This is a genomic window from Nonomuraea sp. CA-143628 (assembly GCF_050942315.1).
GTDB lineage: Bacteria > Actinomycetota > Actinomycetes > Streptosporangiales > Streptosporangiaceae > Nonomuraea.
In genome coordinates, this window is the sequence record NZ_CP192072.1 from 2,288,334 (window position 1) to 2,313,715 (window position 25,382).

General features: G+C 69.9%; 24 protein-coding genes. 15 read left to right on the top strand and 9 right to left on the bottom strand.

Annotation, left to right across the window (positions count from 1 at the left end; translation table 11 throughout):
• Window positions 1-67 precede the first annotated feature (67 nt).
• Window positions 68-733: a sulfotransferase family protein gene (locus ACQP2T_RS10685; protein WP_433515991.1), complete on the top strand. Its 666-nt coding sequence runs from the start codon at window positions 68-70 to the stop codon at window positions 731-733.
• A gap of 124 nt (window positions 734-857) precedes the next feature.
• Here the strand turns inward: ACQP2T_RS10685 and ACQP2T_RS10690 are convergent, their stop codons facing one another.
• Window positions 858-1,463, bottom strand: a complete 606-nt coding sequence (locus ACQP2T_RS10690) for a hypothetical protein (protein WP_433515992.1) — start codon at window positions 1,461-1,463, stop codon at window positions 858-860.
• A gap of 335 nt (window positions 1,464-1,798) precedes the next feature.
• Here ACQP2T_RS10690 and ACQP2T_RS10695 point away from each other — a divergent pair, with 335 nt between their 5' ends.
• From ACQP2T_RS10695 to ACQP2T_RS10705, 3 genes are all read left to right on the top strand, one after another.
• Window positions 1,799-2,236 (top strand): Fur family transcriptional regulator, encoded by a 438-nt coding sequence (locus tag ACQP2T_RS10695; protein ID WP_433515993.1) that lies wholly within the window; start codon window positions 1,799-1,801, stop codon window positions 2,234-2,236.
• A 57-nt stretch (window positions 2,237-2,293) separates the two neighbouring features.
• On the top strand, window positions 2,294-4,525 hold the full coding sequence (gene katG, locus ACQP2T_RS10700; protein ID WP_433515994.1) for a catalase/peroxidase HPI: 2,232 nt from the start codon (window positions 2,294-2,296) through the stop codon (window positions 4,523-4,525).
• A gap of 102 nt (window positions 4,526-4,627) precedes the next feature.
• Complete coding sequence (locus ACQP2T_RS10705; protein WP_433515995.1) at window positions 4,628-5,176, top strand: SIS domain-containing protein; 549 nt, start codon at window positions 4,628-4,630, stop codon at window positions 5,174-5,176.
• A 4-nt stretch (window positions 5,177-5,180) separates the two neighbouring features.
• Here ACQP2T_RS10705 and ACQP2T_RS10710 read toward each other — a convergent pair whose 3' ends face one another.
• Window positions 5,181-5,975 carry an alpha/beta fold hydrolase gene (locus ACQP2T_RS10710; RefSeq protein WP_433515996.1) on the bottom strand — a complete coding sequence of 265 codons (795 nt, stop codon included), beginning with the start codon at window positions 5,973-5,975 and terminating at the stop codon, window positions 5,181-5,183.
• A 61-nt stretch (window positions 5,976-6,036) separates the two neighbouring features.
• Here ACQP2T_RS10710 and ACQP2T_RS10715 point away from each other — a divergent pair, with 61 nt between their 5' ends.
• Window positions 6,037-6,456 carry a MarR family winged helix-turn-helix transcriptional regulator gene (locus ACQP2T_RS10715; RefSeq protein WP_433515997.1) on the top strand — a complete coding sequence of 140 codons (420 nt, stop codon included), beginning with the start codon at window positions 6,037-6,039 and terminating at the stop codon, window positions 6,454-6,456.
• Between the two features lie 46 nt (window positions 6,457-6,502).
• Here ACQP2T_RS10715 and ACQP2T_RS10720 read toward each other — a convergent pair whose 3' ends face one another.
• From ACQP2T_RS10720 to ACQP2T_RS10730, 3 genes are all read right to left on the bottom strand, one after another.
• Entirely contained in the window at window positions 6,503-7,048 is a 546-nt protein-coding gene (locus tag ACQP2T_RS10720; protein WP_433515998.1) for an RICIN domain-containing protein, read from the bottom strand.
• A 263-nt stretch (window positions 7,049-7,311) separates the two neighbouring features.
• Window positions 7,312-7,851, bottom strand: a complete 540-nt coding sequence (locus tag ACQP2T_RS10725) for a DinB family protein (RefSeq protein WP_433515999.1) — start codon at window positions 7,849-7,851, stop codon at window positions 7,312-7,314.
• Window positions 7,852-7,956: 105 nt separating this feature from the next.
• A complete protein-coding gene (locus ACQP2T_RS10730; protein ID WP_433516000.1) occupies window positions 7,957-8,934 on the bottom strand; it encodes a phosphotransferase enzyme family protein in 978 nt (325 codons plus the stop codon).
• Window positions 8,935-9,218: 284 nt separating this feature from the next.
• On the opposite strand from ACQP2T_RS10730, the gene ACQP2T_RS10735 reads away from it, so the two are divergent.
• From ACQP2T_RS10735 to ACQP2T_RS10780, 10 genes are all read left to right on the top strand, one after another.
• Complete coding sequence (locus ACQP2T_RS10735; protein ID WP_433516001.1) at window positions 9,219-9,599, top strand: hypothetical protein; 381 nt, start codon at window positions 9,219-9,221, stop codon at window positions 9,597-9,599.
• Window positions 9,590-10,795: a DUF6395 domain-containing protein gene (locus tag ACQP2T_RS10740; RefSeq protein ID WP_433516002.1), complete on the top strand. Its 1,206-nt coding sequence runs from the start codon at window positions 9,590-9,592 to the stop codon at window positions 10,793-10,795. The genes ACQP2T_RS10735 and ACQP2T_RS10740 overlap by 10 nt, the downstream gene beginning before the upstream one ends.
• Before the next feature lie 194 nt (window positions 10,796-10,989).
• Window positions 10,990-11,832 (top strand): M55 family metallopeptidase, encoded by an 843-nt coding sequence (locus ACQP2T_RS10745; protein ID WP_433516003.1) that lies wholly within the window; start codon window positions 10,990-10,992, stop codon window positions 11,830-11,832.
• Window positions 11,833-12,097: 265 nt separating this feature from the next.
• Complete coding sequence (locus ACQP2T_RS10750; RefSeq protein WP_433516004.1) at window positions 12,098-13,648, top strand: flavin monoamine oxidase family protein; 1,551 nt, start codon at window positions 12,098-12,100, stop codon at window positions 13,646-13,648.
• 59 nt (window positions 13,649-13,707) lie between these two features.
• A complete protein-coding gene (locus ACQP2T_RS10755; RefSeq protein ID WP_433516005.1) occupies window positions 13,708-14,220 on the top strand; it encodes a YbaK/EbsC family protein in 513 nt (170 codons plus the stop codon).
• Window positions 14,221-14,370: 150 nt separating this feature from the next.
• Window positions 14,371-16,434: a protein kinase domain-containing protein gene (locus tag ACQP2T_RS10760; protein WP_433516006.1), complete on the top strand. Its 2,064-nt coding sequence runs from the start codon at window positions 14,371-14,373 to the stop codon at window positions 16,432-16,434.
• A 16-nt stretch (window positions 16,435-16,450) separates the two neighbouring features.
• Window positions 16,451-18,250 (top strand): serine/threonine-protein kinase, encoded by a 1,800-nt coding sequence (locus ACQP2T_RS10765; protein ID WP_433516007.1) that lies wholly within the window; start codon window positions 16,451-16,453, stop codon window positions 18,248-18,250.
• 34 nt (window positions 18,251-18,284) lie between these two features.
• Complete coding sequence (locus ACQP2T_RS10770; RefSeq protein ID WP_433516008.1) at window positions 18,285-19,502, top strand: serine/threonine-protein kinase; 1,218 nt, start codon at window positions 18,285-18,287, stop codon at window positions 19,500-19,502.
• Between the two features lie 220 nt (window positions 19,503-19,722).
• The gene (locus ACQP2T_RS10775; protein WP_363995693.1) at window positions 19,723-20,502 is read left to right on the top strand and encodes an electron transfer flavoprotein subunit beta/FixA family protein; all 780 of its coding nucleotides are present in this window, start codon (window positions 19,723-19,725) and stop codon (window positions 20,500-20,502) included.
• Between the two features lie 20 nt (window positions 20,503-20,522).
• The gene (locus ACQP2T_RS10780; protein WP_433516009.1) at window positions 20,523-21,476 is read left to right on the top strand and encodes an electron transfer flavoprotein subunit alpha/FixB family protein; all 954 of its coding nucleotides are present in this window, start codon (window positions 20,523-20,525) and stop codon (window positions 21,474-21,476) included.
• A 1-nt stretch (window position 21,477) separates the two neighbouring features.
• On the opposite strand, the gene ACQP2T_RS10785 is transcribed toward ACQP2T_RS10780, so the two are convergent.
• From ACQP2T_RS10785 to ACQP2T_RS10800, 4 genes are read right to left on the bottom strand one after another with little or no spacing between them, the layout of a single operon-like run.
• Window positions 21,478-22,920, bottom strand: coding sequence for a sensor histidine kinase (locus ACQP2T_RS10785; RefSeq protein ID WP_433516010.1), 1,443 nt, complete (start codon window positions 22,918-22,920; stop codon window positions 21,478-21,480).
• The gene (locus tag ACQP2T_RS10790) at window positions 22,917-23,624 is read right to left on the bottom strand and encodes a response regulator transcription factor (RefSeq protein WP_433516011.1); all 708 of its coding nucleotides are present in this window, start codon (window positions 23,622-23,624) and stop codon (window positions 22,917-22,919) included. Before ACQP2T_RS10790 ends, ACQP2T_RS10785 begins: the two co-directional genes overlap by 4 nt.
• Window positions 23,625-23,662: 38 nt before the next feature.
• The gene (locus ACQP2T_RS10795; protein WP_433516012.1) at window positions 23,663-24,430 is read right to left on the bottom strand and encodes a hypothetical protein; all 768 of its coding nucleotides are present in this window, start codon (window positions 24,428-24,430) and stop codon (window positions 23,663-23,665) included.
• Window positions 24,427-25,326, bottom strand: coding sequence for an ABC transporter ATP-binding protein (locus ACQP2T_RS10800; protein WP_433516013.1), 900 nt, complete (start codon window positions 25,324-25,326; stop codon window positions 24,427-24,429). The genes ACQP2T_RS10795 and ACQP2T_RS10800 overlap by 4 nt, the downstream gene beginning before the upstream one ends.
• Window positions 25,327-25,382 lie beyond the last annotated feature (56 nt).

Consider the following 25,382-nt stretch of genomic DNA (forward strand, 5'->3'; position numbering starts at 1 on the left):
TACTAACCGACCGGTAGGCGAACGCGTTCGCGGCAATGCCACTGCGAGTGAGAGGGGAAGGGTCGGTATGGGTTTACGAGTCGTGGGGGCGGGGTTTCCGCGTACGGGGACGACGTCGCTGAAGGCGGCGCTGGAGCAACTGCTCGGGGCGCCCTGCTACCACATGCGGGAAGTGTTCGTGCGACCGGACGACGCCGCGGTGTGGCGTGACGCCTACGCGGGCGTCATGCCGGACTGGCACCGATTCCTCGGAGAGTACGCCGCCGGGGTGGACTGGCCGGTGTCGTGGTTCTGGCGTGAGCTGTCCGCCGAGTTCCCGGACGCGCTGGTGCTGCTGTCACGGCGGGAAAGTCCCGAGCGCTGGTACCAGAGCATGGACCAGACGGTGCTGGAAGGGGCGCGCCGCCTGATGCGCGGCGACTCCAGGCGGCCTCCGACACTCGTCGATATCACCCCTGAGCAGGCCCGCGCCAAGGAGGAGATGATTCAAGCGCTGTTCGGCGGTGCGTTCGAGGACCCCTTCGATCGTGACAGCGTCATCGCGGCCTACGAGCGGCACCTCGCCGTGGTCCGCGCCAGCGTACCGGCGAGCCGGCTGCTGGAATGGCAGCCGGGCGACGGCTGGCAGCCCTTGTGCGCCGCGCTCGACCTCCCGATCCCGGACGAGCCGTTCCCTCACGAGAACAGCACGGCCGACATGCGGGCCAGGATGAACGACATGGGCGGTCAGTGATCTCAGCGCCGCGTCGGATGGCGGCGAGGAGGGACAGTCGGCTCGCATGAGCCCTCGAGGGCCTGGCCGCCGGCCGCGCTCGCGGCCGGCGCCTAGGGCGTGCGTCACGGCCCACGCCACGCGATCACTCGGCCGGTGAAGACAAGTCAGATGAGTGCCGCTCCCTGCCGAAGCCGCTGATCTCCACGTGCATCGCCCGAAGCTCGCCTATCGCGGCCGGAAGATCGCCGTCCTCGGGATAGGCGACGGCGTCCTCCCAGTGAAGATAGATCTGGTCCGACCGGGTCCATGCCAGAAGGTCGACGATCCGCGTGAACGCCGACGGGGCAAACGTCGGAACCGGATCCTCATCGTCGCCCTCGAGGTATGCCGTGGCACGCAGCTTCCGCCCTGCCAGCAGTTGCAGCCAGGCCGCCGCCGCGTAGGCTGACTGGGACACGAGGTGCCGCTCCGGGTCCTGGTCCTCCGAATAGCACAGACCCACCTCGGTCAACTGCTCGTACACCGCGTCGACGTCGACTGGCTCTCCTGCGGCAGCCTTGCGCAGGTCACGCACCGCGTCCGGGGTCGACAGGACAGGGTCGTCGCTCAGCTCCTCGTCCTCTTGCTCGACGCGGTTGAGTAAGGGAGCCATCAGACCATACAGGCAGGCCAACCGTTCCCGAGGATCAAGCCTTTCGGCGAGCTCGTCGATGATTGCCAGCCATTCGTCGTACGTCGTATCCGTCATGCACGCATGGGTACCACGCGGCACTGACAGCCGGCGCACTGCGGGCTTGATGCTCTACAGCAACGTCGTATCCGCTGTCTCCCGCCTGCACGACGTCTGTCTCCCGCCCGTTCGACGTCAGCCCCGGGACGATAGTTCCGCAGGTCAGAGCCTATGTGGCGGCAGGCGGCCGGTGTCACGTCGGTTGACGGCGTCCTACGACGGCCGCGCTCCCCAGGCTCACTCTCCAGACGGCGTGTCGCGCCGCAATGAGATGAACGGTGCCCGGGTGCGCACTAGACTTGGATAATTCGTTATCTTGTACCATTCGTGTTTATGTGGGTAGGTTTGGTCGCATGACCGCATCCAGCACTCCGACCATCGCCGAGGAGTTGCGCGGCGCCGGCCTGCGGGTGACAGCGGCCCGCGTCGCGCTGCTCCAGGCCGTCCGGGACGGTGACCACCTCGGCGTCGAGGCGATCGCCTCCGGGGTGCGCGATCGCGTGGGCCACATCTCGCTGCAAGCCGTCTATGAGGCGCTCCACGCGCTCACCGCGGCGGGACTCGTACGCCGCATCGAACCGGCCGGCAGCCCGGCGCGGTACGAGGGGCGCGTGGGGGACAACCACCACCACGTCGTGTGCCGGTCATGCGGTGCCGTCGCCGACGTCGACTGCGCGGTCGGCGAGGTGCCCTGCCTGACCGCGGCCGACGCCCACGGCTTCTCGATCGACGAGGCCGAGGTCATCTATTGGGGCCTGTGCCCCGGCTGTTCAACCGCCCGTACTTCCTGAGCTGTTCAACGCCCGTACTTCCTGAGCACATGATCCACATAGTCCGGAAGGATTTCCATGACCGAGAACCATGACGCGATCGTCACCGACCCGAAGGCGGAGGGAGCAGGTGGCTGCCCGGTCGCGCACGAGCGCGCCCCGCACCCGACCCAGGGCGGCGGAAACCGCCAGTGGTGGCCGGAGCGGCTCAACCTGCGGATCCTGGCCAAGAACCCCGCCGTGGCCAACCCGCTCGGTGAGGAGTTCGACTACGCCGAGGCGTTCAAGACCCTCGACCTCGCGGCCGTCAAGCGGGACATCGCCGAGGTCCTGACGACCTCGCAGGACTGGTGGCCGGCCGACTTCGGCAACTACGGCCCGTTCATGATCCGGATGGCGTGGCACAGCGCGGGCACGTACCGGATCAGCGACGGCCGCGGTGGCGCCGGGGCCGGCCAGCAGCGCTTCGCCCCCCTCAACAGCTGGCCGGACAACGGCAACCTCGACAAGGCGCGCCGCCTGCTGTGGCCGGTCAAGAAGAAGTACGGTCAGAAGCTCTCCTGGGCCGACCTCATGATCCTCACCGGCAACGTGGCCCTGGAGTCGATGGGCTTCAAGACCTTCGGCTTCGGCGGCGGTCGCGCGGACGTCTGGGAGCCCGACGAGGACGTCTACTGGGGCCCCGAGACCACCTGGCTCGGCGACGAGCGCTACACCGGCGACCGGGAGCTTGAGAGCCCCCTCGGCGCGGTACAGATGGGCCTCATCTACGTCAACCCGGAGGGCCCGAACGGCAACCCGGACCCGCTCGCCTCGGCTCGCGACATCCGTGAGACCTTCCGCCGGATGGCGATGAACGACGAGGAGACGGTCGCCCTGATCGCGGGCGGTCACACCTTCGGCAAGACCCATGGCGCGGGCCCCGCGGACAACGTCGGCGCCGACCCCGAGGCCGCCTCGATCGAGGAGCAGGGCCTCGGCTGGCGCAACTCCTTCGGCACCGGCAAGGGCGCCGACACGATCACCAGCGGCCTTGAGGGCATCTGGACCAACACCCCCGTGACGTGGGACAACAGCTTCTTCGAGATCCTGTTCGGCTACGAGTGGGAGCTGTTCAAGAGCCCCGCCGGCGCCAACCAGTGGCGGCCGAAGGACGGAGCCGGGGCGGACACCGTCCCCGACGCCCACGACCCGTCGAAGCGCGTCGCACCGACGATGCTGACCACCGACCTCGCGCTCCGCGTCGACCCGATCTACGAGCAGATCTCGCGCCGCTTCCTCGAGAACCCCGACGCGTTCGCGGACGCCTTCGCCCGCGCCTGGTACAAGCTCACCCACCGTGATATGGGCCCGATCGTGCGCTACCTCGGCTCTGAGGTCCCGGCCGAGACGCTGCTGTGGCAGGACCCGCTCCCCGCCGTGACGGGCGAGCTCGTCGACGCCGCGGACATCGCCGCACTCAAGGGCCAGATCCTGGCCTCGGGCCTGTCCGTCTCCCAGCTGGTGTCCGCCGCGTGGGCGTCGGCCTCGTCCTTCCGTGGCAGCGACAAGCGCGGCGGCGCCAACGGCGCGCGCGTCCGCCTCCAGCCCCAGAGCGGCTGGGAGGTCAACGACCCCGACCAGCTGGCGATCGTGCTGCGTACCTTGGAGGGCATCCAGAGCACCTTCAACGGTGCCCAGACCGGCGGCAAGCAGATCTCGCTCGCCGACCTGATCGTGCTCGCCGGCGCCGCGGCCGTCGAGCAGGCCGCCAAGACCGCCGGCTTCGACGTGGAGGTCCCCTTCACGCCGGGCCGCGTGGACGCCGCGCAGGAGCAGACGGACGTGGAGTCGTTCGCCGCGATCGAGCCGGTCGCCGACGGGTTCCGCAACTACCTCGGGAAGGGCAACCGGCTGCCGGCCGAGTACCTGCTGCTCGACCGGGCGAACCTGCTGACCCTGAGCGCCCCCGAGATGACGGTCCTCGTCGGTGGTCTGCGCGTCCTGGGTGCGAACCACCAGCAGTCGTCGCTCGGCGTCCTCACCGCGACCCCCGGGTCGCTGACGAACGACTTCTTCGTCAACCTGCTGGACCTGGGTACGACGTGGAAGGCGACGTCCGAGGACGCGACCACGTTCGAGGCCCGCGACGCCGACACGGGCGAGGTCAAGTGGACCGGTAGCCGGGCCGACCTCGTCTTCGGGTCGAACTCCGAGCTGCGCGCGCTCGCGGAGGTCTACGCGAGCGACGACGCGAAGAAGAAGTTCGTCGAGGACTTCGTCGCCGCGTGGGACAAGGTCATGAACCTGGACCGGTTCGACCTCAGCTGATCGTTTCGTTGACGTCCAGGTCGGCCGACATCGGCCGACCTGGACGTTTTGTCATATGAACGGGCAGTACCGGGTAGCCATGCAGGTATGTCACCGGGTGTCGTGAACGACGACCTCTTTCGCGGCGTGCTCGACGAGCTCGGCGCCGTGCTCGCGAAGATCGACGAAGAGTCGATCGACGCGGCCTGCCGGCTGATCGCCGACGCCAGAAAGATCGGCGTCTACGGCTGCGGCCGGGAGGCGCTGCAGATCGAGGGCTTCGCGATGCGCCTGTTCCATCTCGGTCTGCCGGTGGCGGTGGTCGGCGACATGACCATGCCGGCGCTGGGGCGCGAGGACGTCTTCCTGGCCACCTCCGGTCCCGGCGAAGCGTCCACGGTCCTGGCGCTGATGCGGACGGCGACGGCGGCGGGTGCGACGAACCTGCTGCTGACCGCCGAATCCGAGAGCAGCGCGGTGGACCTCGCCGACGCCATGCTCGTGATCCCGGCGCAGACCATGGCAGGCGACCGTCGTACGTCCGTGCTGCCGATGGGGTCGGCCTATGAAGGCGCGCTGTTCGTGCTGTTCGAGGTGATGGTGCTGAAGCTCGGGGCGCTGATCGGCGCCACGGGAGAGGCGATGCGCGCCAGGCACACCAACATGGAGTGATGGGTCACTGGGCCTTGACGGTGGTCTGGCGCATGTACGTGTCGATCAGGGTGAAGGTGGCTCCCGGCTGCTCGATCTGTGGCAGGTGGCCGGCCTCGGGGATGATCTCAAGCTGGGCGTCGCCGAAGGCGGCCGCGTACGCCGCTCCATAGGCGGGGGTGGCGATGCGATCGCTTTCACCCCAGAGCAGCAGGGTGTGCAGGTCGACGCGGGCCAGGCGGTGGGCGAGCTTGGGGTCGTACATGTACGGGTCGCCGGCCAGGACGCGTACGGTGGCCATGTTCGCCTGCCGGACGGCGAGTTGCCCGGCGGGGATGTCGGCGGGATCGACGTAGAAGCGGGCCGAGTCGTGCCAGGAGTACTCGGCGACGCCCCGGGCGTCGAGCGTGAAGATGTCTCTGATCGGCTCGGCTTCGACGTGCACGCCGACAGGGTCGATCAGGACGAGCCCGGTGATGATCCCCGCGTTGTCGTGTACGGCCATCTCGGCGGCGGTCCAGCCGCCGAGTGAGGAGCCGATGACCAGCACGTCGGACAGCTGCCGGTCGTGAAGATAGTGCAGATAGGCGAGGGCGAGATCGTCGATGCCGGTGAACCAGCCGGGGCGGTCGGTGCCGTCCCAGCCGGGGTGCGTGGGGGCGATGGCGTGGCCGGTCCGCGCGACGTGGTCGACGAGCCCGGCGACGGTGGCCGGGCCGCCACCGCCGTGCAGGATCAGGACGGGCCGGCCGGTTCCGGCTTCGGACAAGGTGAGCGGCAGGTCCGGGTAGAGCGCGATGGTGTGGCTTGCCGTAGGCATGGCCAACACCATAACTAAACTTGTTGATATAAGCTAGTTGAGTAGCTGCTAAACTCGATTCGTGTTCGGTGAACTGCAGGTCCTTGGAAGAGCGGTCAAGCAAGCCCAATACCGGCAGCATCGGGCGCTGGACAGCCGGCTCGCCGCCATCGGCACCACGCTGGCCCAGTGGGATGCCCTGCGGGCGATCAGCCGGTCACCTGGGGCACCGGCGCGTGCCCTGGCCTCGGCGACGTTCCAGAGCGAGCAGGCGTTCGGCACACTCGCCGGCCGTCTGATGGCCCAGGGCCTGATCGAGCGCCGGCCAGGCCACGGGCGACGCATCGAGCACCATCTGACAGCGGCCGGGGAGCAGATGCTCGACGCGGGGCACCGGGTCGCCGACGAGGTCCTGACCGACTGCTTTTCCCCCCTGTCGTCAGGCGACCGCGCGACCCTGCTCGATCTCCTGCGGCGCCTCAACGACGGCGGAGACGCCTGACGCCGTACACCACGCGTGTGTGGCGTACGGCGTCAGGCGTCGTCGTTCAGGCGAGTCGCCACTCCTGGTTGCGCTGTCCGATCAGGCAGGTCCACTGATGGACGTTGGCCCCCTCGGCCGTGCTGACGCCCGCCACGTCCAGGCACTTGCCGCTGTGGCGAGCGACGAGGGAGAAGTAGCCGTTGTCCTTCTGGACGAGCTTCCACTCCTGGTTGCGCTGCTGGTTGAGGCAGGTCCACTGGACGACGTTGGCGCCGTCGGCCGTGCTGACACCCGAGACGTCCAGGCACTTGCCGCTGTGCGTCGCGCGGAGGGTGTAGTAGCCGTCGCTGGTCGCCACGAAGTTCCACTCCTGGTTAGCCTGCCCGTTGATGCAGGTCCACTGGTGGACGTTGGCCCCGTCGGCGGTGCTGACGCCCGCCACGTCGAGACACTTGCCGCTGTGACGGGCCACCAGGGTCGCCGAGAACTTGGGAAGGAGCCGCAGCGCCGCGCCGGCGGTGTCGGCGTTCGCCGCCGACGCCGCCGTGAACGGGGCAACGAGCAGAGCGGCCGCGACAGCGACCGCTTGACCAGCGTGAATGAGTGTCATCGAACCTCCTGAGGCGCTCTCGAAAGATCAGCAGGTACGTCGTAACATGAATCACTCAGCGTATCGGCGAGTCGCTATCCGTGATGATATTCGTGTCGCGCGGCGTAGATGAGCTGGTTTACGAGGCGGCGGGTGCCGCGTCCAGGTGGTCCGGGTTCGGGCCGCCTCGCAGGGGTCCATGGGGTTGATCGATCAGGTAGGCCGCCCGGGATTCGCCCGTTCGGTCGGGTGGGTCGCCTGCTCGGTGACCGTCCGCTGGGTGGCTATTCTCCGGTGTGTCCATCCACTGCCTCGCGGAGGAGGTCGGCGTGGCCGTTGTGCCGCGCGTACTCCTCGACCAGATGGAACAGGATCCACCGCAGACTGGGTACCCGGCCGTCGGCCCAGGGGACCACGGCCAGCCGGTCCAGGCCGCCGTCGGCCAGCGCGTCCGCGACCAGGGAGCGGGAGCGGGCCACAGTGTCCTGCCAGAGCGTGCGGAGCTGCTCGGGGGTGTCCTCGGTGGCCGAGTGCCAGTCCCAGTCGATATCGGCGTCCCAGTCGACGGTGTCCCACGGGGGCTCCGGGGCGTTCCCGTACAGCCGCTGGGAGCACCACCAGCTCTCGACATAGGCCAGGTGCTTGAGCATCCCGCCGAGGGTCATCGTCGAGGCGCCGACGGTCGCGTTCAGGCCGGCCGCGTCCAGTCCGGCGCACTTCCACTCCAGGGTCGCGCGCTGGTACTCCAGGTAGCCGAGGAGGGTGGCGGTTTCGTCGGCCGCGACCGGAGGTTCGGGGCGGCCATGTTCGTCCAGGTCGATCACGCGCGGGGAGTTTACCCGTCGGCCCAGAGAGCTTCTAGCGCGGTCCTAGGACAGGCTCGATGCGACAGCGGACGCGGAGCGCCGAGGCTGCCCCACCGCCACGTGTCAGCGACTGCGCGTGAGCTTCAGCACGTCGGTCAGCTGCCGTGTGGTCGGCAGGGTGCGCAACGCCTCGTCGATCTCGCGTTCCGCCCACTCGCGGTGCCGTCGCTCGGCGTGCGGGTCGAGGGCGACGCGGGCCTGGACCAGCAGGAAGTGCAGGTGGGACGCGAGAAGCATGGTGAAGTCCGCCAGGTCCGTGATGCGGCCTGGACCGCCCTCGCTTAGGTACGCCTCGTACATGCCGCGCATGGCTTCGAGGTCGGCGGTCGAGTCGTCGCAGAACCAGTCGAACAGCGCCCGTGCCAGCTCCCGGCTCGGTACGGCCGGTCCGAGGTTGTCCCAGTCGACGACCACGAGCGCACCGGCGGAGTCGGCGAGGACGTTCTCCGGGTGCAGGTCGCGATGGCAGAGGATCAGCTCGGCGGGATCGACCGGCGCGACGGCCGCGCACAGCTCGGGCAGCGTGGCCAGCAGATTGGCGAGTCTCGCGGCCCACACCGCGTCCGACGCGGCCACCTCCGCCCACTCGTGCGTGGTGGGGACGCGGTCGTACCAGCGAGCGGGCGGTCCGCCGTCCGGCTCGACCGTCGCGGCCGGGGCGCACCGGTGCAGACGCGCGATCAGCGCCCCGATCTCTCCCGGCGTGGTCGGCGCCGTCAGCTCGACCGGCCGCAGGTCGATCCAGTCGTACAGGCGCAGCCACGTCCCGCCGGGCGGTTCAAGCAGGTGGCGGCCGTCGCGGTCGGGATGGCTCGCCGGCAGCCGTACCCCCGCCTCGGCCGCCCGCCGCCCGAACGCCAGCTCAGCCTGGATCAACGCCTCCGACGGCGGCTCGGCGAAGATCTCCTTGAGCGCGTAGCGTGCCGGGCCGACGTCCAGCCGCCAGATCTGCCCCAGCGCGCCCCGCGGCCCCGCGGACACCACGACGTCCTCACCCCACCCGAACGCCTCCTGTACGTGCGCTACAAGCTCCTTGACCACGATCAGACTCCTGAAGACAGGCAGGACGACACGATCAGACTCCTGGGGACAGCAGGACGAACGGCGGACGGCGGGTGGACGCGGCGACAATCTGGGCGACACTGCTGCCGCCACCACCGACGACGCCAACGAGATTCACACGGCTGAGTATGGGCGATACGAGTGGTCGGACGCCTGCCGATTTATCCGTCGCGACAGCGGAAGTTGACACCAGTCATATAGCTTGGTTGCCATTCGGAAACAGCGTCCTGGTAGCCGTGGATTTACCACTATCGTGGCGTTTCATGATGCGCGTCCTGGTCCCCGCCCGCCTGCGCAAAGCCGTGCGCACGTGGTTCGATTCCCGCTACATCTCCATCGGCGATCACCGTCAGGACATCAGGGACGCTCTTTGGGAGGTCCAGACCCTGCGCCGGGAGATGGCGAGCCTGCAGGACGAGGTCGAGCGTCTGCGAAACGCCAGACCCACCACCGCCACTCCCACCAGCGCCCCCACGGACAAAGCCCGGCTCGACGACACGCACCGCCTGGCTCAGGAGACGGCCAAGGCGCTGGATGGCGTACTCCAGAACGAGGTCCTCCTCTGGCAGGCGATCGACGACCTCAAGTCACGGACACCGCGTCCTCGTGATGCTGCGCGGACGGAGGATTCGTCATGCGCGTGAGCTGGTCGGGAGGCGAGCTGACGTTCCGGCTCGGGGCTGACGACGAGATCACCGGCAGAGCTGCCGACGAGCACCCGGTCAAGCTGGCCACCAACTCCTGCACCATCGCCGGCGTGCCCGGAGACGCGCACCCCGACCTCTTCGCCGTCGCCGCATGGACAGTGGTGGCGCCGTGGACGCGTAAGGAGATCGTGTTCGACCGGGCCATCTCCCCTGAGGTGGCCGCCGCGTTGCACGACGGGTGGGGGATCGAGGTCGGGCCGGTTGGCGTGGAGGCCCGGCGTACCGGGACGAACCTGGCGATCTCCTACAGCGGTGGCGCGGACTCCGTGGCGGCGGCGACCATCTATCCCGAGGCGCCGTTCGTGCACTTCCGGCGTGTGCCGCACCCCCGCGTGCCGAACCGGTGGCCGCACTACCGCTCCGACGTCCTTGCCAGGCTGGCCAGGCGCACCGGACGGGAACTCACTGTGGTGGACTCCGACCTGGAATTCACGCTGTCCGAGCCCCGGCCCGGATACCCGGAACACCACGCGGTCGCGGCAGGGGCATTACTCCTCGCAGACCAGATGGATCTCGGTGGACTGGCGTTCGGGTATGAACTGGGTTCACGGTGGCTCGGCGGGGATCGCTATCTCCTGCGTTACACGCCCGACAACCTGATGTGGGCGCCGCACGGGGCGTGGGGGCGGTTGTTCGCGGCGGCGGGCGTACACATCGTGCTCCCCGTGGGCGGCGTGAGCGAAGCGGTCACCATGCGACTGGCGCTGAGCTCGGAGCTCAAGGAGCACGTCCGATGGTGTCTGCAGGGCACCGACGGTCCGTGTCGCAGGTGCGGCAAGTGCCTGTACAAGGAGCTCATTCAGGCCGCCGTCGAACGGCGACCGCTCGACACGCCCTTCACCGCCGACGACCCCCGGGTGCGCAAGTGGCTCCAGCCTCCGCCGTACGGGGGACAGGAGATGGTCGAGTACGGCCTGGCGAGGGTGCCCGGCATCGAGGACACGCTGTTCGGGAAGGCGCTCGACTACTTCGACGCCACGGAGGAGTCGACGAGCTGGCTCGACCACTGCTACCCGCCGGCGCTCGACGAGATCCCGGCTCAGTGGCGTGAGCAGGCGACCGGGTTCATGACGTCCAAGGTCGGGCTCATGACCGAGGCCGAGGTCCGCCGGGTGGAGACATGGGGCACGTGACGCTCTCACGCCCAGTTCGATCCCTCTTGCTCGATCTTGCTCGATCCGCCCATGGCCGATACTGCTTCGGCCGATCTGCCGTTGGTCAATACGGTTTCGGCAGATTCGCTGTTGGTCGATACGGTTTCGGCTGGTCCGCCTAAGGCCGATACGCCTTTGGTCGATGCCGGGTGCGCAGGTGAGGGAGTGGGACTGTGAAGGTGTACTTGTCGGTCGACATGGAGGGCGTGACCGGGCTCACCGACCCCGAAGAGATGCACGCGGGCAAGCGGGGCTACGAGCGGGGTTGCGAGCTCATGACCGCCGATGCCAACGCCGCCGTCGAGGGCGCGTTCGAGGCCGGGGCGACCACGGTGCTGGTGAACGACGCTCACGGGTCCACCAAGAATCTGCGGATCGACCTGCTGGACCCGCGCGCCACCCTCATCCGGGGGCCGGGTAAGGCGCAGCGGATGGCGCAGGGGGTCGACGGGTCGTTCCAGGCGGCGTGTTTCGTGGGGTACCACGCCCGCGCGGGGGTGACGAACGGCGTGCTCAACCACACCTGGATGGGCAAGGAGATCCAGAACGTCTACCTCAACGGCGAGGTGTGCGGCGAGACGCGGCTGGTGGCGGCGTGTGCGGGCTTCCACGGTGTTCCGGTGGTGCTGGTGGCCGGGGACGAGGCCGTCGGTGAAGAGGCGCGCGAGTTGCTCGGCGATGTGGAGACGGTGGCGGTCAAGAAGGGGATCGACAAGTTCTCGGCCGAACTGCTGCCGCCGAGCGTTGCCCAGGCTCGGATTCGTGAGGCGACGGCCAGGGCGTTGGGGCGGTTGAGCGACTTCACGCCTTATCGGGTGGCTGCGCCGTACACGCTGGGGGTGGAGTGGAACTCCACTGCCATCGCGGCCGCCGTCGGGCTTGTTCCCGGCGTTAAGGCGGTGGGATCGCGTCACACCGAGTTCACTACCGATGACTTCGCACAGATCATGGCGCTGTTCGGTATCTTCGCCACGATCGGTGGTCAGATCTCCTGCGGCAGCGGCCCCTACGGCTGAACGCCACAGAGAGCAGACGCCGGCTGGTGAATGGCAGGTCAGCGCATGCGGGCCGGTGAGGAGCAAGTCGACGTACGCGGGCGGGTGAGGAGCCGGTTGGCGTGCGTAGGTCGGTGAATGGCCGGTCAGCGTACGCGGGCGGATGAGGAGCCGGTCGGCGTGCGTAGGTCGGTGAACGGCAGGTCGGCACACGCGGGCCCGTGAAGAGCAGGCCGGCACACGCAGGCCGACGGAATAGCGGCCCGCATAGTTGGGAGCGAGTGGCATGGAGGGCGCGGCGCTGACCCGGCGGGGGTTACTCGTCGGTATCGGGGCGGTGGGTGGCGCGGGAGCCATGTACGCCGCCATGGGCGCGCTGGGTCTGGCGCCGTCCCAGCAGGACAAGGACTTCGCCGCCCCCCAGCAGGGCGACTTCTCGCTGCGCGGCAAGGCGGCCGCCAAGGTGGTGATCATTGGGGCGGGTGTCGCCGGGCTGACCGCCGCGTACGAGCTGGGCAAGGCCGGCTACGACTGCACACTGCTGGAGGCCAAGGATCGGGCCGGCGGCCGGAACCTCACGCTGCGCGGCGGTGATCGGCTCACCGAGCTCAACGGTCCCGCGCAGGACGTGAAGTTCGGCGAGGGCGTCTACTTCAACGCGGGCCCGGGGCGGATCGCGCCGTGGATGGTCACCCTGGATTACTGCCGCGAGCTGGGCATCCCGATCGAGACGTTCATCAACAACAACGGCCAGGCGCTCGTCCACACCAATGGGCAGACGATCCGGGCAAGGGCCGCGCGTGCGGATATGTATGGGTATGTGGCGGAGCTGCTGGCCAAAGCGACGAATCTTGGTGCGCTTGACAAGAAGGTCGGCAAGGACGATCAGGAACGACTGCTGGAGTTTCTGCGCAGGTTCGGCGATCTGGGGCCCAAGCTCGACTACGAGGGCTCCGACCGCCGGGGTTTCATGAAATATCCGGCTTTGGACGGCGGTACCCCCATCGCGGCCCCCGGCACCCTGCACGCCGTCCTCGCCGCCGGCACCGGTCGTTCCATCACCAACGACTTCGGCTACGAGCAGTCGACCCCCATGTTGCAGCCGGTCGGCGGCATGGACGCCATTGTCGTCAAGCTCACCGAGGCGGTCGGCGCGGACCGGATCAGGACCGGCGTCAAGGTCACCAAGATCACCAACCTGGCCGACGGTGTCGAGGTGACCTGGGACGGCGGCTCGCTCAAAGCCGACTACTGCATCGCCACCCTGCCGCCCCACCTGCTCGCGAAGATCCCGCACAACCTCGGCGCCCCCGTCACGGCCGCGCTCAAGACGCCCATCCCGGTGGCGAGCGGCAAGATCGGTCTGGAGTACGGCCGGCGCTGGTGGGAGCTGGAAGACCGCATCTACGGCGGCGTGACAGAGACCGACCTGGACATCACCCACATCTGGTACCCCTCGGCCGGCTTCCACGCCCAGCGCGGCGTGCTCGTCGGCTACTACAACACCGACCAGAACGCCGAGCTCTACGGCGCCCTCACCCCGGACGACCGCAGACGCCGCGCCCTCACCCAGGGCAGGAAGATCCACGGCGACAAGTACGGCAAGGACCTGCTCTCCAGCGTCTCCATAGCCTGGGACCGCCAGGAGCACATCCAGGGCGGCTGGGTACGCTGGCCCGCCTTTGATTCGTCCTTCACTCTTCTGCAACGCCCCAGCGGAAGGGTTTACTTCGCGGGCGACTGGCTCACCTATCTGATCGCGTGGCAGGCGGGCTCCATGGAGTCGGCCCGTGGCGCCGTCACCCAGCTGCACCAACGGGTGCTGCAGTCACCGTGACGTCGCGCGCTGCTCAGGTGACCGGCGTAAGGTCCTGGGTGAGCGATCGAGGAGATGGGATGACGTTGGACTGGGTGCCCGCGACCGACCGGACCGACCTGCTGGCCGAGCCGGTGGCCCTTGCCGTGCAGGGGCTGGCGGGCGTCGAGGTGGCCGAGATCGACCCCGAGCTGGCCGATACGGCGGCGTTCTGCGAGCGCTACGGCGTGACGCTCGACGAGTCGGCCAACTGTGTGGTCGTCGCTGCAAAGCGCGGCGGCGAGACGCGCTATGCGGCCTGCATGGTGCTCGCGACGATGCGGGTCGACGTCAACGGCGTCGTACGCAGGCATCTCGACGCGCGCAAGGCGAGCTTCGCCCCGATGGCGGAGGCGGTCGAGCTCACCGGGATGGAATACGGCGGCATCACCCCGCTCGGCCTGCCCGCCGACTGGCCGATCCTGGTGGACACGAAGGTGGCCGAGCACGACAGGGTAGTGATCGGAAGTGGGGTCCGGCGGTCGAAGTTGGCCGTCTCCGGGGCCGCTCTTGCCGGGTTGAAGGGGGCGGAGACCCTCCCCCTGGCCAACTGAAGCCAGAGAACTGACGTCAAAGAAACTGAAGCCAATTCGAGACCGTTGAATGGGAAACCGATGGGCCCCTTCGGGACGTTGTACGAGTGGGAATGTGGCCTCATGGTTCATCTCGTGGGCGGGGATTAAGCCGGTATGGTGCTTCATGCCATGAACGATGACCGACTCGGCCCTTACCGGCTGCTCAGGCGGCTCGGCGAAGGCGGGATGGGCGTTGTCCACCTCGCTGTCGACCCGCAGGGTAGGCAGGTGGCGGTCAAGGTCCTGCGCGCGGAGGTCGCCGGCGACGAGGTCGCCAGGCGGCGTCTGTCGCGTGAAGTCGAGACCATGCGCCGCGCGCGCAGCAAATACATCGCCGAGGTGATCGACGCCGATGTGACGGGTCATCGGCCCTACATCGTCACGCGTTACGTCGCCGGGCGGCCACTCGACGAGATCGTCAAGGACGACGGTCCGCTCGACCTGCCCGCGCTGGTCAGGATCGCGCACGGGGTCGCGACCGCGCTGGCCGCCGTGCACGCGGTCGGCGTGATCCACCGCGACCTCAAGCCGGGCAACGTGCTGATCATCGACGGCGAGCCGGTCCTGATCGACTTCGGCATCGCCCAGGCGGTCGACGCGACCAGGCTGACGCAGACGGGGATGTTCATCGGCACGCCCGGATACCTCGCCCCCGAGATCATCGAGGGTCAGGAGGCCGGGCCCGAGGTCGACATCCACGCCTGGGCGGGCACGCTGCTGTACGCGGGCACCGGCCAGCCGCCCTTCGGCAAGGGCACGCTGGAGATGATCTTCTACAACATCACCGCGGGCAAGGCCGACGTGAGCGCGGCCCCGAAGGAGCTGCAGCCGCTGCTCAAGGCGGCCTTCCAGCGCAACCCCACCAAGCGGCCCAAGGCGGCCGAGCTGGCCGAGCAGACCGCCAGGATGCTGCCCACGCCGCCGGGCGGCATGCGCGACGACATCTCGACCGTGCCCCGGTCCGACCGCTCCAACCCGTCGCTGGAGCTGCCGACGCCGCAGCCGCTGGCCGACAAGCCGTCGTACGACATCTCGACGCCGCCCATGACGCCGCGCCGGCTCGTCGACGGCCAGCTGCGCCAGCAGCCCCCGCACCAGGGCCAGCCGCACCAGGGGGCCGGCCCGAACTGGCAGCCCCAGGGCCAGCCGCCCCAGCCGCCGCCGCAGGAGCAGCAGTACGTCTCGCTGCTCCCCGAGCAGCAGGGCGACCCCTATCCGACCCGCCGGGTGACCCCGGAAGAGCTGCGCAAGATGCAGCGCGAGGCTACCCCACAGCCATGGCAGGCCGCCGGTCAGAGCAACAGCCACATGCCGTCGCCGGCCGACGCCGACGTGCCCACCCGGCGCGTACGCCCCGACCCGCCCGACGTCCCCACCCGCCGGGTACGCCCCGAAGCGCCCGACTACGGACGAGGCAACCCGGTCCAACCGCCGCCCTACATCCCGGTCCAGGGCCAGTTCCCGCACGATCCGCAGGCGCAGTCCTACCTGCCGCACGAGGCGCAGACCAGGAGAGACGCCTACGGGCAGCAGCAGCCCGACCTGCGGACCAAGCGCGAGCCGTTCATCCCGGCGGCCCGCCCCGGGCAGGCACTGCAGCGGTCCCGGGCCTACGGCCTGGCGAGCGCGATGCTGCTGATTATGATGATCATGGTGGCCGTGGTGGCGCCCGTGCTCGTGGGCCTGCTGGTGATCCCGGTCGTGGTGCTGCTCCGCGCGGCCGACCTGGCCCAGCCGGAGCTCGTCGCGCGCCGGTCCACCGGGTCGGCGGCGCTGGACGTGGTGCGCGTCTTCGCCTTCCCCAAAAAACTGGCCAAGTCGGTGGGGATCACGTTCGCGCTCTTCTTCTACGCCCTTATCCTGGGGCTACCGGTGACGCTGCTGCTCACCGTGTTCGTCAAGATGAACCCCTACAACGCCTTGGCCTGGGGCGCGGCGATCGCCCTGTGGACCGTCTGCGCGGGCCCCGGAGTGGAGGGGCCTGGAAGGCAGATGCGCAGAACCCTCTCATCGCTCGTACCCTCGAGAACAGCGGCGATGGTGATGGTGGGAGTTCTCGCGGCGGGGGCCGCGCTCTCCCTGATCCTCGCTTACAGCTCGTTCGACAACGCGAGGAGGGCCGTATGGGCTCCGCTGAACGTCGGACCTGTGGTGACCCAGCTCAACGGACTGAAGGGGAGCACAGGGGGATGACGCCGGGACGGTGGCGATGAGCACGCAGGCGCCGGAACGTCTCGGCCCCTACCGGCTGGTCAGGAAGATCGGCGAGGGCGGCATGGGCGTGGTCCACCTGGGCCTCGACACCGAGGGCCGCGAGGTCGCCATCAAGGTCCTGCACCCGCATGTCGCGGCCGACCTGAAGGCCCGCGACCGGCTGACGCGCGAGGTCGAGACCATGCGCCGGGTGCGCAGCCCGCATGTGGCTGAGGTGCTCGACGCCGAGCTCGTCGGCGGTCAGCCGTACGTCGTGACCCGCTTCGCCCCCGGCCGCACACTCGAGGAGACGGTGCTGGCCGAGGGCGCGCTGGAGGCGCGCGAGGTCATCAGGCTGGCCCAGGGCCTGTGTCAGGCGCTGGTGGCCATCCACGCCGCCGAGGTGATCCACCGCGACTTCAAGCCGTCCAACGTGATGCTGGTCAACGGCGATCCGCTGGTCATCGACTTCGGCATCGCGCACCTGGTCAACGCCACCCGGCTGACCCAGACGGGGATGTTCGTCGGCACGCCCGGTTACCTGGCGCCCGAGATCATCCGCGACTCGGAGATCACCCAGGCGGCCGACGTGCACGCGCTGGCCTCCACGGTGTTCTTCGCCGCGACGGGCGCGCCGCCGTTCGGCACGGGCACGTTCGAGGCGGTCTGCTTCAACATCATGGAAGGGCGCGCGCAGATCGACAAGGCGCCCGCCTGGTTGCGCGGCTGGCTGAGCCGCGCGCTGCGCGTCGAGCCCAGTGCCCGGCCCGGCGCCCAGGAGCTCCTGCGGATGGCCAGGGCGCTGGACCCATCGGTGACCTCGTTCCACGAGACCTCGTCCGACGGGCCGACCGGTACCAAGCGGATGGGCAACCGGACGCGGGTCATGGAGAACTACTCCGACCTGCTGCCCCCGGTCGCGTACGGGACCCCGCCCGCGCCCGCGCGCGAGGAGAAGCCGCCGCGCGAGGAACGGCCGCCGCCCTACGTCCCGGCGCCGATGCCGGAGCGGCACCCGGCCCCGCGCGTCGACCAGCGGGTCGCGGGCTACCCTGCGCCGCCGACGCACCCGCCCGCCTACCGCCCGGCCACTCAGGCGGGTCAGCAGCGGCCGGTCGCGCCGCCGCCTCCCTACACACCGCCGGCCGAGCGCAAGCGCTACCTGGTCGGCAGCCAGTTCGTCGGCCTGCTGCTGCTGGTCACGCTGACCGCGCTGGCCGCCGTGCTGCCCGTCGCGGTGAGCGCGGTGGCCGTCGCGCTGGCGTTGGTGCTGCGGGTGGGCGAATACCTCTTCGGCGACATGGTCAAGCGCCGGCAGGTGCGGGGGAGCAGCGCGGCCGATCCGCTGCTCGTCCTGGTCGGCACGCCGTGGGCGCTGGTCAAGGCCGCGCTCGTGACGCTGGTCCACGTGCCACTGGCGCTGGCGTTCGGCGCCTGCGTCTGGGGTGTGCTGCGCTGGGGCGGCGGGATGAGCGTCAACCACGCCGCCGCGTACGGCGCGGCCGCCTTCACGGCCGGGCTGTTCGTGCTGCCGGGCGGCGGCGCGCCGCGCAAGGCGGTCACGCGCTCGCTCACCGGCATCCTGCGCACTCCCGGTGCGGCCCTGGTCGCCGCCCTGATCGTCGGTACGGCCGCGATGTTCGCGGTGATGTTCGCGTTGGGCCAGACCCCGACGTGGGCGCCCTGGCGGGCTCCGGAGACCGTGATCAACGAGCTGACCAGCGACGCGCGGCGGAGCACGATCGGCTTGATCACCGGCCTGATCAACGATCTGCTCGACGGCGTGGGGATGGGGTTCCTGTCACCCTGGTCGTAAGTGTCTTGGCCCGCTCCGGGGGGAGATAAGGGGTATGAGCGAGCGGCTGGGCCCCTATCAGTTACTCTCCCGGCTCGGGGCGGGCGGGTTCGGTGAGGTGCACCTGGCGCTCGACCCCGAGGGCCGTACGGTGGCGGTCAAGGTCCTGCATCCGCACGTGACGGCCGGCAGCGGCGCGCTGACCCGGCTGGCGCGCGAGGTGGAGACGATGCGGTTAGTGGGCGGGCCGCACGTGGCCGAGGTGCTGGACGCCTCGCTCGACGTCGACAAGCCCTATCTGGTGACCCGGTACGTCCAGGGCAGGCCGCTCAGCGCGGTCCCCACGCCGGTGCCCGAGCTCCGCCAACTGGCCGCCGGGCTGGCCGACGCGTTGCTGGCCATGCACGAGGCGGGCGTCGTGCACCGGGATCTGAAGCCGGCCAACGTGATGATGGCCGAAGGCGAGCCGGTGGTCATCGACTTCGGCATCGCCAGCGCGCTCGACTCCCTCTCGGTGACGGCCTCAGGGGCTGTGGTGGGCACGCCCGGCTATCTGGCGCCCGAGGTGCTGGAGGGCAAGGAGTCGGGGATGCCGGCCGACGTGTTCTCGTTCGGGGCCACGCTGGCCTACGCGGCCACGGGACGGCAGCCGTACGGGCAGGGACCGGCCTCGGCGGTCGCCTACCGCGTCGTGCACCATGACGCCGACCTGGAGGGGGTCCCCGACTGGCTGAGCCCGCTGCTGCGCGAGTGCCTGGCCACTGACCCGCTCGCGCGGCCGACGGCCGCGCAGATCTGCGCCAGGCTCGGCGTCGAGGCCGCCCATTACGCCGTCCGCCCGCCCGCCACGGCCCTGCGCCCCCGGCCCGGCGAGGCGCACGACCTGGAGACCCGGGAGTGGCGGCCGGGTCAGGAGCGGGGCCGTCCGTCGGTCGAGGAGTCCAGGGCCAGGCACCGGGAGAAGGTACGCAGGCGCTGGCTGATCGGCTCCGGGCTGTTCGTGGCGCTGCTGGCCGCCGCCGCGCGGGAGCCGCTGCCGGAGGTGACGCTGTTCCTGCTGGCCGCGTACGCGCTGGTGGCGGTGGCCGACGCGGGGGTGGCGCTGTTCACGCGCGGCCGCTTCAGGATGAGCCGCATCATCTTCGATTTCGCCGGGATGCTCGGCGCGGCAGGGCTCTGCCTGGGGCTGAGCGCGGTCTTCAGCACCTTTACGCTTGCGCTGTTCGCCGGTACGGCGCTGGTGGTCGGCGTCGTCTTCCTGATGTCGGCCTGAACCCTCCAGCGGCCGACCTGAACTCAGTTAGCGGAATAAAGTTCGGTATGGTGGTGGTGCTTTGTCGTAAGCCTTGCTTGCTTGCGCCTAAGCTACTCATGGGTAACATGGCCGCGAGAGCACCCGCTGTCACGGCCCCCATGGGACACCTGGCAGTCTGTCAGCAAGCATCAGGCGCCGAGCGTCGGCGCACGCGAACACGGGAGGTCGGCCACCGGCCATGAACATCGTCGTCTGCGTGAAGCAGGTCCCCGACACGGCGACCGAGCGCAAGCTCCGGTCCGATGACAAGACGCTCGACCGTGACGCCGTCGACGGCGTGGTGAACGAGCTTGACGAGTATGCGGTCGAGGAGGCCCTGAAGCTCAAGGAAGCCCACGGCGGCGAGGTGACCGTTCTCACCATGGGACCGGGCCGGGCCACCGAGACCATCCGCAAGGCCCTGGCCATGGGCGCGGACAAGGCCGTCCACCTGACGGATGACGCGCTGCACGGCTCCGACGCCCTGTCGACCTCCTACGCGATGGCGCAGGTGCTCAAGAAGATCGGCTTCGACCTGGTCATCCTGGGCTCGGAGTCCACCGACGCGCGTACGGGTGTGCTGGCCGCGATGCTGGCCGAGCGCCTGGGCGCACCCCAGCTCACCCTCGCCAAGAAGGTCGACATCGAGGGCTCCGAGATCGTGATCCAGCGGATCACCGACTACGGGTTCGACAAGGTCGCGGCCCGGTTGCCCGCCGTCGTGTCCGTGGTGGAGAAGATCAACGACCCCCGCTACCCGTCCTTCAAGGGCATCATGGCGGCCAAGAAGAAGCCGGTGGAGACGCTGGCCATCGCCGACGCGGAGATCGCGGCCGACCAGGTCGGCCTGGACGCGGCCTGGTCCGAGGTCGTCGAGTTCGCCGCGGCCCCGCCGCGCGCGGCCGGCACGATCGTCAAGGACGAGGGCGACGGAGGCTCGAAGGCCGCCGACTTCCTCGCGTCCAAGAAGTTCATCTGAGCACGGGAGAGACAGCTGATATGTCGGAGATTCTCGTTCTCGTCGAGCACGTCGACGGCGAGGTCAAGAAGGTCACACTCGAACTGCTGACCCTGGCCCGCTCGCTCGGCACACCGGCCGCCGTCTGGGCCGGACCCGGCATCACCGACGCGGCCAAGGCCAGGCTCGCCGAGTATGGTGCCGAGAAGATCTACGTCGCCGGAGCCGACGAGATCGTCGACTACGTCGTCGCGCCCAAGGCCGAGCTGCTCGCCCAGCTGGTGGCCGACAAGTCGCCCGCCGCCGTGCTGGTGGCCGCCACGACCGAGGGCAAGGAGGTCGCCGGCCGGCTCGCGGTCAAGACCGACTCGGGCGTCATCACCGACGCCGTGGGCCTCGGCGAGGGCTTCGTGGCCGACCAGTCCATCTTCGGCGGCGGCGTCAACGTCCGCTCGAAGGTGCGCAAGGGCACGCCGATCGTCGCCGTACGCCCCAACTCCACGGCCCCCGAGGCCGCCGCGGGCGCGGGCACCGAGGAGCAGGTGTCGGTCACGCTGACCGACTCCGCCAAGGCCGCCCGTGTCCTGGAGCGCGTGAAGCAGGAGAAGGGCGCGCGCCCCGAGCTGACCGAGGCCGCGATCGTGGTCTCCGGCGGCCGTGGTGTCGGCTCGGCCGAGAACTTCTCGGTCATCGAGGGTCTGGCCGACGCCCTGGGCGCGGCCGTGGGCGCCTCGCGCGCCGCCACCGACGCGGGCTGGTACCCCCACCAGTTCCAGGTGGGCCAGACGGGCAAGACGGTGTCGCCGCAGCTGTACATCGCGGCCGGCATCTCCGGCGCGATCCAGCACCGGGCCGGGATGCAGACCGCGAAGACCATCGTCGCGATCAACAAGGACCCGGAGGCGCCGATCTTCGAGCTCGCCGACTACGGCGTCGTGGGCGACCTGCACCAGGTAGTGCCGCAGCTCACCGAAGAGGTCACCAAGCGCAAGTAACTCACGGGTCGATGGCGGGGAGCAGGACCTGGAAGGCCGCTCCCCGCCCCGGCGCGGAGCGGACCTCCACGCGTCCCCCGTGGGCGGCGACGATGGAGCGCACGATGGCCAGGCCGAGCCCCGCCCCACCCGTGGACCTGGCCCTGGAGCCGTCGGCGCGGTAGAAGCGGTCGAAGACGCGGGCCGACTCCTCGGCGCTGAGCCCCGGCCCCTCGTCCTCGATGACGAGCACCGCCTGGTCGCCGAGGGTGCCGACACCGATTCTCACCGGGGAGCCGGCCGGGGTGTGGGTGACGGCGTTGCCCACGAGGTTGCTGACCACCTGCCGCAGCCTGGCCTCGTCGCCCAGCACGGGGGCGCTGGCCGCGGGTCCGCCGCCGGGCCCGGTGAACGCGATCGGCCTGGACGGGTCCAGCGCGGCGAAGTCGTGCCGCGCGTCGGCGGCCAGCGTACGCAGGTCCATGGGCGTGAGGTCGAGCCCCGCGGTCGTGGGCTCGTCGAGGAAGGCGAGCAGCAGCAGGTCGTCCACCAGCCGTGCCAGACGTCCGGACTCGCTCTCGATGCGGGCCAGCGCCGCGTCGGCGTCCGTGCCGCCCATGCGATACAGCTCCGAGAACCCCTTGATGCCGAACAGCGGGGTGCGCAGCTCATGGCTGACATCGGCGACGAACCCCCGCATGCGCGCCTCGGACTCGGCGCGGGCGGCGAACCCCTGCTCGATCTGGGCGAGCATGCCGTTCAGCGCGTGCGCGAGCCGCCCGACCTCCGTCCCCGGCATGGCCAGGTACGGTACGCGCCGGGTCAGGTCGCCGCCCGCGATGGCCGCCGCGGTCTCCTCCACCCGCCGCAGCGGCGCGAGCCCGGCCCGGATCGCCACGCCGCCGACGAGAGCGAGCACGGCCAGCAGCACCGAACCCGCGATGAGGCAGACGACCCGCACCCGGTCGATGGTGGCGTCCATGCCGTCGAGCGACAGCGCGACGACGACACTGGCGTGGGCGGAGCCGTCCCGTCCGGCTTTGGGCAGCGCCACCGCCCGCCATCCCGCGCCATCGGCGCCGCTCACGGTGAACGGCCGCCTCGCGCGGGTGGCGACGGCCGCGGAGTCCAGCCGGGGCAGTTCGGGGCGTCCCCCGGTGGTCAGCTCCCGCAGGAGCGTGCCGTCGGCGGACAGGTACGCCGCGTATCCCCGCTCGTCGGGGCCGGGCTGCGACCCGCCCGGCGCCAGGGGGGTGTTCGCCGCGCCCTGTCGCAGCCGGACGGCCAGGTCGGGCGGGATCATGGACAGGGCGCTGCCCATGGGTTCCAGCTTGGCGTCGATCCTGGTCAGCAGCTGGGATTCCAGCTGCTGCACGACCACCGAACTGATCACCACCAGCCCGGCGAACAGCAGCGCCACCGTGATGGCCAGCAGCCTGAGGCGCAGGGACAGGCGCCTGATCATCGCTTCGGCCCGCGCAGCACGTATCCGACGCCGTGCACGGTGTGGATCAGCTTCGTCTCGCCGGTGTCGATCTTGCGGCGCAGGTAACTGACGTAGGTGTCGACGATGCTGGAGTCCCCGGCGAAGTCGTAGCGCCAGACGTGTTCGAGGATCTGCGCCTTGGACAGCACCCGCCCGGCGTTGAGCACGAGATGGAGCAGCAGTCTGAACTCCGTCGGAGACAGCCGTACGGCCTGGCCCGCCCTGGTCACCTGATGGCCCTCGGGATCGACCTCCAGGTCGGCCACGCGCAGCGTGTCGTTGCCGGGAGCCGCGCCCGTGCGCCGGAGTATGGCGCTGATGCGGGCCAGGAGCTCCTCCAGATCGAACGGCTTGGTCACGTAGTCGTCGCCGCCCAGGCGCAGTCCGTTGATCTTGTCCGCCGTGGCGTCGCGGGCCGTCAGGAACAGCACCGGCACGGGACCCGGCCGGCCGTCGCCCCGGGGCAGCAGCCTGAGCCGGCGGATCACCTCGAAACCATCCAGGTCGGGCAGCATTACGTCGAGCAGGACCAAGTCGGGCGGGTCGGCTCGGGCCGACTCCAGCGCCTGGACACCGCTCTCGGCCGAGCTCACAGTGAAGCCCGCGAAGCGCAGGGTCGCCGAGAGCAACTCCCTGACGGTGGGTTCGTCGTCGACCACGAGCAGCCGTTCGCCGTCACCCAACTGCTGTCCTCCCTGTTCTGGCCGAGCCTACGAGCTGATCAGAGATCTCGAGTCTCGAATCGTACGAACGCGACACCAAGCATGACCGCCGTGAACCCGGCGAGGATCCCGAACCCCACCCAAGGGGACAGGCCGGCGTCGGCCCGGCCCGAAGCGGCCGCGAAGGCCGCCACATTCGGCCAGTAGACGCCGAGGACCTCACGCAGCCAGCCGGGAGAGGTCCCGGCGAAGATGGGGAGCAGCAGGAATGCGGTGCTGACGTTCACGGCGGCAGCCGTTCCCCGCAGCAGGACGCCGAGCGCCAGCCCGAAGAGCGCCAGCGACGTGAACACGATCGGGCAGAGTGTCAGGACGCGGACGACGGTGGCGTCACCGAACCAGACGGCCGGCGCCCCGCGAGCTGAGAGCGTCGCCATGCAGGTCAGGACCATCAGCCACACGGCCGCCATGCTCACCGGCAGCGCGACCAGCACGACCATCCCGGCCTTGGCGGTCAGCAGGCGCCGCCGGCCGACGGCCGCGGCGCTCGCGCGGATCGTGCCCGAGCCGTACTCGGACGAGGCCACCAGCGCGCCCAGCCCTGTGATCAATAGCTGCACGATGAACATGCCCCGCGTGGCCGGGTCCATCGGGTCGAAGTCCAGCCGATCCTGCGCCGAGGCACCGCCGTACTGGTTGGCGCTCGCCGTGCCGAACAGCCAGCCGAGCAGGGTCGAGACCGCGACGATCGCGGTGGAGAGGATCGTCGTGGACCGGATGGTGGCGAACTTGGTCCATTCGGCGCGCAGCACGCCCGCGGCGGTCATCGGGCCACTCCGTACTCGACGCTGTCACGGGTGAGCTCCATGAATGCCTCCTCCAGGCTGGTACGGCGCGGGGCGAGCTCGAACAGGGGCACGGCCTCGGTGGCGGCCAGCCGCCCGATGTCGGGCGCGGTCAGGCCGGTCACGATCAGCTCGCCGTCGAGGCCCGCCCGCACCCGGGCTCCGGCCAGCAGCAGCAGCCGGGTGAACATGACGGCCTCAGGTGTACGGACGAGCACCCCCTCGCCGGTGTCGGTGAATGTGGCGGTGTCCGCGTCGGCGATGAGCTTGCCCTTGCCGACGACCACCAGCCGGTCGGCCGTCAGCGCCATCTCGCCCATCAGATGGCTGGAGACCAGCACCGTGCGCCCCTCGGCGGCCAGCCCGCGCATCAGCGTGCGGATCCACAGGACGCCCTCGGGGTCCAGCCCGTTCACCGGTTCGTCGAACAGCAGCACCGGCGGGTCGCCGAGCAGCGCGGCGGCGATGCCGAGCCGCTGGCTCATGCCCAGGGAGAACGTCCCCGCCTTCCTCCTGGCCGCGTCCCGGAGCCCGACCAGGTCGAGCACCTCGGCGACACGCCGGTCATGGATCCCGTTGGTCTGGGCCAGGTAGCGCAGGTGGTTGTAGGCGCTGCGGTGCGGATGCACGGCCTGCGCCTCCAGCAGCGCCCCCACCTCCCGCAGCGGCTGGGGCAGGTCGCGGTACGCCCGCCCGTTGACGGTCACCGAACCCGACGTGGGCAGGTCCAGGCCGACGATCATCCGCATCGTGGTGGATTTGCCCGCGCCGTTCGGGCCGAGGAAGCCCGTGACCAGGCCGGGTCGTACGGTGAAGGTCAGATCGTCCACGGCGAGCACCTCGCCGTAGCGTTTCGTCAGTCCGTTGAGCTGGATCATGCGGCCAGCGTCGTACGCCCGGATGGAGGGCTTCTGGGGAGATCTGTGAGATTCCT